Source organism: Candidatus Aquicultor sp., assembly GCF_054640775.1.
Window position 1 is genome coordinate 9,336 of the sequence record NZ_JBTSLF010000035.1, and the last position, 9,485, is coordinate 18,820.

At 51.9% G+C, this 9,485-nt stretch carries 8 protein-coding genes; all 8 read left to right on the forward strand.

Going from position 1 to position 9,485, the window contains the following annotated elements; all coding sequences use genetic code 11:
• Positions 1–916, forward strand: a 916-nt coding sequence (locus ACYC56_RS04725; protein WP_461373032.1) for an HAD-IC family P-type ATPase, incomplete at its 5' end; no start/stop codon positions are given.
• Positions 917–1,062: 146 nt separating this feature from the next.
• Positions 1,063–4,056, forward strand: coding sequence for an S-layer homology domain-containing protein (locus tag ACYC56_RS04730; protein ID WP_461373033.1), 2,994 nt, complete (start codon positions 1,063–1,065; stop codon positions 4,054–4,056).
• 312 nt (positions 4,057–4,368) lie between these two features.
• Positions 4,369–5,667: a histidinol dehydrogenase gene (gene hisD / locus ACYC56_RS04735; protein WP_461373034.1), complete on the forward strand. Its 1,299-nt coding sequence runs from the start codon at positions 4,369–4,371 to the stop codon at positions 5,665–5,667.
• Positions 5,664–6,719 (forward strand): histidinol-phosphate transaminase, encoded by a 1,056-nt coding sequence (gene hisC / locus ACYC56_RS04740; RefSeq protein WP_461373035.1) that lies wholly within the window; start codon positions 5,664–5,666, stop codon positions 6,717–6,719. The genes hisD and hisC overlap by 4 nt, the downstream gene beginning before the upstream one ends.
• A gap of 13 nt (positions 6,720–6,732) precedes the next feature.
• Positions 6,733–7,326: an imidazoleglycerol-phosphate dehydratase HisB gene (hisB, locus tag ACYC56_RS04745; protein ID WP_461373038.1), complete on the forward strand. Its 594-nt coding sequence runs from the start codon at positions 6,733–6,735 to the stop codon at positions 7,324–7,326.
• Between the two features lie 161 nt (positions 7,327–7,487).
• On the forward strand, positions 7,488–8,093 hold the full coding sequence (gene hisH / locus ACYC56_RS04750; RefSeq protein WP_461373039.1) for an imidazole glycerol phosphate synthase subunit HisH: 606 nt from the start codon (positions 7,488–7,490) through the stop codon (positions 8,091–8,093).
• A complete protein-coding gene (gene hisA / locus ACYC56_RS04755) occupies positions 8,090–8,830 on the forward strand; it encodes a 1-(5-phosphoribosyl)-5-[(5-phosphoribosylamino)methylideneamino]imidazole-4-carboxamide isomerase (RefSeq protein ID WP_461373036.1) in 741 nt (246 codons plus the stop codon). The genes hisH and hisA overlap by 4 nt, the downstream gene beginning before the upstream one ends.
• A partial coding sequence (gene hisF, locus ACYC56_RS04760) for an imidazole glycerol phosphate synthase subunit HisF (protein WP_461373037.1) occupies positions 8,817–9,485 on the forward strand: 669 nt, incomplete at its 3' end. The genes hisA and hisF, both read left to right, overlap by 14 nt.

The following is a 9,485-nucleotide window of genomic DNA, read 5'->3' on the forward strand; positions in this document are numbered from 1 at the left end:
TGCTCTACATATCTCAGGCGAGGTTGGCATCGGGAACCGTGTCTGTTCTCCAAAAGAGGTTGAAAAAGACCCGGAGAAGGTTCTTTCAGGTTGCGATGTTTTTGCGGGAGTTTACCCGCAAGATAAGTTTTTACTGGTTAAAGCTTTGCAGCAAAAAGGCCACATCACTGCCATGACCGGCGATGGAGTTAACGATGCTCCGGCGCTTAAACAAGCCGAGGTTGGAATCGCGGTGGCCGGAGCCGCCGATGTTGCCAAGGCTGCGGCAAGCCTTGTTTTAACCAGCCCGGGCGTTATTGATATTGTCGGGGCGGTAACAACAAGCCGCCAAATTTACCAGCGCATGTTCACATATACTCTTAATAAAATCATTAAAACAATTCAGGTCGCGCTCTTCTTAACCCTGGCGTTTTTCTTAACTAAACAATTTGTGGTCACACCTTTTCAGATCGTATTGCTTTTATTCTCAAACGATTTTGCCACCATGGCGATTGCCACCGATAACGCCCGCGTAGCACCTACACCTCAACGCTGGCACGTGCGTGCTCTCGTCAGCATTGCCCTTGCATTATCGGTAATACTCCTGGCCGAGTCTTTCGTCGTCCTCTGGCTTGGTATGAATGTTTTTATGCTGGCCCTTCCTCAATTGCAGACGTTTATTTTCGTTATGCTTGTATTCAGCGGACATCTTACCCTTTTTGTCATACGGGAAAGGTACCACTTCTGGACATCGCGCCCGAGCAACTGGCTTATGGGTGCGCTAGCGCTAACCATGCTTTTGACTGCAAGTATCGCCTACTTCGGAATTTTTGTGCCGGCTATTAGCTGGCAGGAAATCCTCGCCCTTTTAGCTGTTAGCACAATCTTCATGTTTGTGTTGGATTATCTAAAAGGTTTTGTGTTTAACCGTTTTTAAGGGCTTGGAGAGCTGGCGTAATATTAGCACGGCGTATTATAATCATGCTTATAAACTGTGCTAAATGTTCGCTAAGACGAAGGGATAGGACCGCTATGAAAACCAATTTCCGGACAGTTATTTGCCTTCTGTTAGTAGTTGTGCTCATGCAACTATCCATTATACCCGGCGCCTACGGTGAGGAATCGGTCGGAGATGGAACCGCCAGTTCATGGGCGGTGTCCGAGATTTTGCAGGCGCAACAATATGGGCTTACCTATGACGGGATCATGAACAACTTCAAGAAGCCTATCACACGTGAGGAATTCTGCGTCATCGCTGTAAAACTTTATGAACAGGTATCCGCCAAAATGGCGGCATCCTGGCAGAATCCTTTCAAGGATACTACGAACCCGGAGGTTATTAAGGCATATAAACTCGGCATAGTGAACGGAACCGGCGGCGGGATGTTTTCTCCGGGCAACAGCATCACACGCCAGGAACTTTGCACCATGGTGCTGCGTGCGCTCAAGGCTTCAATCCCGAATCTTTCAACCACCGCACCCGCGTTGTCCGGATATAACGATACCGGAAAGATCGCGACCTGGGCCGACCCCGCCGTGCGCTTCTGTGTGAAGAACGCGATAATCAAGGGAGTGGGGACCGGATTGATAGATCCTCTCGGCAACACCACGAGAGAGCAGGGGATTGTCATCATAAAGCGTACTTATGAAAGCTTTAAAGTGCCTGACTATTCAGGCATGCCAGCCCTTGAGATCAGCAGTAATCCCAAATCCGAGTTAACTGAAAAGGATAAATTCTTAAACCTTGATCTAGAGAATCGGGTGTCGTCGCCGTATTTCAACACCGGTCTGACCCTTTATGTGGCAACCGGAGAGGGAAAGCCGGCTTCGTTCTCCGCAGCGTCCTATCCGAACTTAAGTTACGCTAGTTTACGATCTCAATTTTCACCAGCTGCGTTTCCTGGAATACACTTGGAACAGCCGATCCTTAACCTGAGCCCCATTCTTCTGAACAATATAACCTTAAAAACCGGTTTACGGTATTCAACTACACCATTTGCTTTTATTAATTCAGGCGGCGACTTGAAGCGGTACTTTGCATATAATCTGCAGTCTGCCAATGCGTCAAAGGTAGTCTGGCAGGTTGCGAAGGCTCCCTTCAATGGGTATCCAAATAATTGGAAGAAGCCAGCAGGTCTTGTGGCATCGGGTGAAGTAGCCGTTTCTACGAAAGAGTTCGCAATCGACTTTTCGAAGTTCGTTCCATCACCAACTCCGCCCGCAAACCTGTTCCAATTAGTATCAGGCCAGTTGCTGTTCAGAACCTCAAGCAGCTACCGTGAGCTGCCGAGAGAACAGCGCGTCTATTACGTCCGTGCGGTGCCTGTGGATGGATCGGGAAACTGCATCGGCGATCCGGGAGCCGGAATCCCCGTGCTATACGGCAAGCCGGTCTCCGACACGCACCTGGCTAATATCGTGCAGTCATCCTTTGAGTTATGGTACACTATTAAGCCGGGCATACCGTCTCTCAGTCCGTCCGAATTTCCAAACCTGTTCCAACATGTGGCCAACTTCATCGTTGGCGTTTCTCCGGGTAGCTCTGCCTACTATTTCCAACCGCAGAAGTTCGACCCGGGCATAACAAAGCTCACCCTGCAGGTTTCGACTGTGCCTTTCCAGGGCAAACCGGCTGAATGGGAAAAGCCAACCGGTCTCGTATACAGCAAGGAGTATGATGCCGACAAGATGCCGGCAATAGACAGCTTTAAGAACTGCCTAGCCGTCCCGTTCTCTGATTTCAGCCCCTCTAGCAGTGCTCTTGGAAAAAGCAAGATTGTTTACTATGTTCGGGCGGTTGCATTAAAACCTTCAGACTCACAACCCGGCAGGGTTGTGCCGGTGTTCAGCGACACCCGAATCATCAATTATCAGAATCCGGCTCCAATTACAATCTATCCGGTCAAAACGGTTACCGTGCCCGCCTACGCGCCCACCATGTCTTTCGAGCGCTATATTCCCGTAAGGTGGGAGGATTACGAATGGGCGCACTATTACGAAGTATTCCGTGCTCCAAGGTGGTACGAGGTCAATTTCAAGCTGAGTAAGAAGAGTGGCGGCGTCCTTTATCCTTATGTTAACTATATGATGCAGGGTATGTCTACCGACCAGTATGAAAACCAGCTGGTACCACAGTTTCTTGTTCCGGGTTCAGGGTTTAAGGTTGTGGTGAAACAGGAGGACGAATCATGGTGGGGAGATCTGTGGGACGGAATCGTCGACTTCTTCTCTTCCATCGTTAACATTATAAGTGATGTCGTCAATTGGGCGAGCACTACGTTCAATTCCTTGAAGATGGGAATTATAAACACAATAGCGGCGCATTTCCCGCTGATCCCCGATGGCTGGCGCGATGAATTAACTACAGCCCTGACCGCTCTTGCGGATTACGGTCTTGCTTCTATAGGCATACCGCCAAATATACCGAATTTCGATGAACTGACCTCAGGGGGCCTGGATTATGCTATAACGGTTGCTGCACAGGAAGCGGGTATCCCTGCAAATGCCTTGACCGATGCGGCCAAGGGCGAACTGGAGAAGCAGATTAAGAATCAGGCGTCAGCAAGTACTGCTGTAATGGGGCCTAATCCGCTGAACTGCCCGTTTATAAAGCTTGACCACAGATACCAGTACCGTCCTGCCTATGTCGATGTGAAGCTTTTTAACAACAAGGCTAAGCCGACTCCCACGGGAACGCTGCGCGTAAGAGTGGAGGACGAGAATTGGCCTTATTTCCCGGTGTACGAATATGTGACGCTCCCGGTGCCTTCACTGCAGCCCAACGAATCTATGCCTATACGGGTATATTTGAAGGAGTACATGCACAACCCCTATCCCGGTGATGTAATATGGCTGCAAAGCGATTTCTATGATATGTACTGGGGCAATAACGGCAAGAAGTGCAAATTCGATATCACTATCGGCTATAATCTACCCGATGCGAAAAGCGCTGCGCATGCCGCCGGTTTGGACAAAAACCTGGGGGAATGCATAGCGGTCTATACGTATGACAAAGCCTATGACGGTGTGTCTTTTACGGATGTGCCATGCAACGAGCACTACTACTGGCAGCAGTAAAATCGTAAACATGATTTACAAAGCGGTTTGATGCATTCCCTCACTTTGTGGGGGAATGCTTGGTTTTACTATTGAATCAGAACGCAATAGCCTAAATTAGGCACTTTAACACTTTACTTTACTAAAGCATGCTTTCAGTGTATAATACTTAAATGTTGTTATAAGTGATTGGCAAAAACACCGATAATGCACCATGTACCTTGCAGAATGCATGTATCCTACATGCGGTAATTGCCGATAGTAGATAGAGGTCGAGCCGCTATGCGACATCGATAGTCAGCGGGCCGACACCGTTTGGAGTGGTGATCTTACGTGTTGAAACTTGAAAAACTAAGTGCTGGTTTTACCGAAGATGAAGCGCGCAAACTGATAGCGAAGCCGCTGTTCGACCGCCCTGATGTCGAAGCCACGGTTCGCAACATTGTCGACCGTGTGCGCAATGAAGGCGACGCGGCGCTCTTTGAGTATACAAAGACATTCGATAAAATAGAACTTACCACCGAGACGATCAAAGTTACCCCCGAGGAGTTCGATGCTGCATATTCCCTGGTTGAAAGCGAGTTTTTGGGTGCGATCAAGCAAGCGAAAGAGAGAATCACCGCGTTTCACGTCCGTCAGAAGGAAAACTCCTGGTTTATGGTGGATGACGGGGCGTTTCTCGGGCAGCTTATAAGGCCTGTCGACAGGGCGGGTATCTATGTCCCGGGCGGCAGGGCGCCGTACCCCTCATCCGTTCTAATGAACGCCATTCCGGCGCGTGTCGCCGGCGTGGAGGAAATCGCTATGGTCGTCCCCGGTGCGATTCGACCGGAGGTGCTGGTGGCGGCGGCCGAAGTCGGCGTGACGGAGGTCTATAAAATCGGCGGCGCCCAGGCGATAGCGGCGCTTGCCTTCGGGACCGAGTCGATCAAGAAGGTGGATGTCATCTCGGGCCCCGGCAATATCTATGTAACGCTTGCAAAGAAGATGGTCGTGGGCTATGTGGATATCGACATGCTCGCCGGCCCGAGCGAGGTCGTGGTAGTTGCCGATAGCACCGCAAAGCCTAACTATATAGCGGCAGACCTGCTTGCCCAGGCCGAGCACGACCCGGATGCGACCGCCATTCTTATAACCAATTCAGAAACGATAGCCGAAAAGGTTCTAGCAGCGGTCAAACTGCAGTTGAGCAGGCTGGAGCGTAAGGAGATCGCCGAGAAATCCCTCAACGACAACGGGCGGATATTTATCGTGCCCTCGATTAACGAAAGCCTGAGGCTTGCAAACAGCATTGCCCCGGAGCATCTTGAGCTTATGATTGAAAACCCTCTAGAAGCCTTAAGCTCTATAAAACATGCGGGCGCGATATTCTTGGGCGCGTATACACCGGAAGCGGTGGGCGATTATGTCGCCGGGCCGAACCATATCCTGCCGACCGGCGGGACCGCGCGCTTCTACTCGCCACTTAGCGTCGATACGTTCCTGAAGAAATCGAGCGTACTTAATTTTTCAAAGCAGGCGCTCGGCAATGTCGCCGATGCCGCAATGACGATAGCCGAGAGCGAAGGCTTTACGGGGCACGCGAAATCCGTCAGATACCGGATGGACAAACCCGACGGGGGATTAGCATGATCCGTCCACGTCCAGAGGTCGCCTCCCTGAAGCCTTACCATGTCCCGGAGGTCAACGCGCGCATCATATTGTCGGCAAACGAGAGCCCGTACAACCTGCCGCAATCGATAATCGACGAGATAAAGGGCGAGTTTGATGCCATAGCATATAATCGCTACCCCGACCCGCTATCGCTTGAATTGCGCACGCTCATCGGGGAGCACTACGGTCTTGGGCCGGAAAAGGTCTTCGTCGGAAACGGCGGCGATGAAGTCATCCAAAATCTCTATCTCGCTTACGGCGGCGTCGGTCGCAAAGCCGTCACCTTCGAGCCGATGTTCGAAGTCTACGGGATAACCGGGCGCATGACCGGTACCGAGATGATAACGATACTGCGCTCACCGGACGATTTGACCGCCGAGAAAGTCCTGCCGCACGCTTATATGATGGACGCGGCGCTCATATTCCTGTGCTGCCCGAATAATCCGACCGCGGATGTAGTCTCTCTTGAGGCGATAGAGGCGCTTCTTAGAATCACAAACGCGCTGGTCGTTGTCGACGAAGCGTATGCCGAATTCAGCGGGCAAACGGCGCTCCCGCTTCTTGCGAAGTACAAGAATCTCGCGATTCTACGAACGTTCTCAAAAGCGTTCTCCCTGGCTGGGTTACGGGCCGGGTATCTGCTTGCAAGCGATGAGGTCATCGAGAATCTGTTAAAGGTAAAGCTGTTCTTTAACTTTAATAAATTATCGCAGGTAATCGCCCGGATAGCGTTCTCTCACAGACCGTTATTCGAAGAGAAAATAAAGGCTATATTGGCCGATCGAGATCGTTTGTTAGTAGAGATGAAGAAGCTGGAAGGCATCGAGGTGTTTCCAAGTCATGCGAATTTCATCCTCTTCAGGACGAAAAAACTGGCCGCAGAGGTCTGGCAAGGATTACTCGATCGCGGTATCCTAATCCGAAACACCAGCAACCAGCTGCTTCTCGAAAACTGCCTCCGTGTAACGGTCGGCACACCCGAGGAGAACGAAGAGTTTATAAGAGCGCTTAGCGAAGTAACCGTTATCTGATCCGGAGGATATGATGGACAGAAGAGCCGAGATTGTAAGGGAAACCAAGGAGACGAGAATCCGGGTTGAGCTAAACTTGGACGGCCAGGGGAATGTAGAGGTCGCGACCGGGATACCGTTCTTCGATCACATGCTCTCGATGGTCGGCAAGCACGGGCTCATCGACCTTGATATAGCGGCCGAGGGCGACCTTGAAATAGATGGCCACCATACGGTCGAGGATGTCGGGATATGTCTCGGCCAGGCGTTAAAGGACGCACTTGGCGACCGCAAGGGGATTCGCCGCTATGGCAGTAGCCTTATGCCGATGGATGAGACGCTTGCGCTCGTTGCAATGGACATCAGCGGCAGGCCGTACCTCGTCTACGATGTCGACCTGCCCGTCGAACTAATCGGAACGTATGATACCGCGTTGACGGTCGAGTTCTTGCAGGCCTTCACCACAAATGCGGGGATAACCCTGCATGTGAAGATGATGGCCGGAAAAAACGCCCACCACATGGTCGAGGCGATCTTCAAAGGCCTCGCAAAAGCCCTGCTGGAAGCAGTAGATATCAACCCAAGGATTGCAGATGTAATCCCTAGCACCAAGGGAATGCTGGAGTAAGTGCAGCGATTAGCGAAGAGCGATTAGCGATTGGTGTGGGCTGAGAGAGTGGGCATCTACCATTAGCCACAAGCTAGTATGTGTAGATAACGAGGTAATAACTGATGAGGGTACTCGTTATGCCAATCCCTAGTCGCTAATCGCTAGAAGGGATGGAAGTATTGATAGCGATAATCGATTACGGGATGGGAAATTTAAGGAGCGTCGAGAAGGCGTTCGAGAAGCTCGGCTTTGAGGTCGCCGTCTCCGCCGATCCCGGATTTATAAATAACGCCAGGGGAGTAGTGTTGCCGGGCGTTGGCGCGTTTGCGGACTGCATGGCAAACCTTAAGACCGCCGGTCTTGAAGGCGCCGTCCATGATAGCATCAACAGCGGAAAACCGTTTCTCGGCATCTGCCTCGGTCTGCAGCTTCTCATGGAAGAGGGCGAGGAGGACGGCATCCATAAAGGCCTTGGCGTTTTTAAAGGCAGGGTGCGCCGGCTTCCCGAAGGGCAGAAAATCCCGCATATGGGCTGGAACCAGGTAAAATATGCGAACAAACCGCCCATCCTCGAAGGCGTTCCCGAGGGGTCGAATTTTTACTTCGTTCACTCGTATTACGTAGATCCGTCCGATACGGGTATCATAGCTACGGTTACCGATTATGGCTTTGAATTTACATCCAGCATCTGGTCTGATAATGTCTTCGCCGTCCAATTCCACCCTGAAAAGAGCGGCGATGTGGGTCATAAGGTGCTTGAAAACTTTGGGAGGTTATGCAAGTGATAATTTATCCAGCCATCGATATCATGGGCGGCAAATGCGTGCGCCTCTACCAGGGACGGGCGGATAAGGCGACGATTTACGCCGACAACCCCGCCGACATGGCCGTAAAGTGGCAGGATGAGGGTGCGCAGTTTTTGCACCTTGTCGACCTCGACGGTGCGTTCCAGGGCTCGCCGCAGAACCTCGCCGCAATAGAAAATATCGTAAAGACCGTCAAGATTCCCGTGCAGCTGGGCGGGGGACTCCGGACTATCGAAGATTTGGATAAGGTGTTTGCGACCGGCGTTACCAGGGCGATTCTTGGCACTTCGGTAATAACCGACCCCGAACTGGTGAAAGCCGCATGCGCCAAATATCCGGGGAAAATCGTTGCCGGGCTCGATGCGCGGGGCGGCAAAGTATCGATAAAAGGCTGGGTCGAGGATACCGATATTTTCGCAACGGATGTCGCCATGCAGCTTGAAGTGTACGGCGTCAGCAGGATAGTTTATACCGATATTATGATGGACGGAGCCCAGACCGGCGTAAACATCTTCGCTACAGAAGAACTCGCTGAGAATATAAGTATTCCGGTAATCGCATCTGGCGGCGTTTCGTCTTTAAGCGATATCCGCCAATTGAAACCGCTGCAGGAATCAGGCGTTGAAGGTGTTATCATCGGACGCGCGCTCTACGAGGGTAATTTCACGCTCGCCGAAGCGATAGAGCTTGCGAGGTGGGATAATGCTCACGGTTAGGGTTATCCCTTGCCTCGATGTCCATGGCGGAAGGGTCGTAAAGGGCGTAAACTTCGTGAACTTAAAGGACGCCGGCGACCCGGTCGAGCTGGCCTCGGTTTATGATAAGGCCGGTGCAGACGAGCTGGTGTTTTTAGATATAACCGCCTCACACGAGCAGCGCGACACCATATTCGACGTCGCCTCTCGTACCGCCGAAGAGGTCTTCATCCCCTATACGGTCGGCGGCGGGATCAAATCAAGCGATGATATACGGCGCATGCTCTCGACCGGCGCCGATAAGATTTCGATGAACAGCGCGGCGGTAAGAAACCCCAAGGTAGTCCGGGAAACGTCGCGGCGTTACGGCTCGCAATGCATCGTCGTGGCTATCGACGCGAAAAGCGCCGGGCCGGATAAATGGGAGGTCTACGTAAACGGCGGTCGCGTTCCGACCGGAATCGACGCCGTAGAGTGGGCCAAAAAAGTTGAACAACTGGGCGCGGGAGAAATCCTTTTGACCAGCATGGGCAGGGACGGCACGAAAGATGGCTACGACCTGCCGCTTACCAAGGCGATTTGCGATGCGGTCAACATACCGGTCATCGCTTCGGGCGGCGCGGGAAACCTCGAGCACTTTGCTGAAGTCGTGGTTGAAACGGGTGCCGACGCGGTA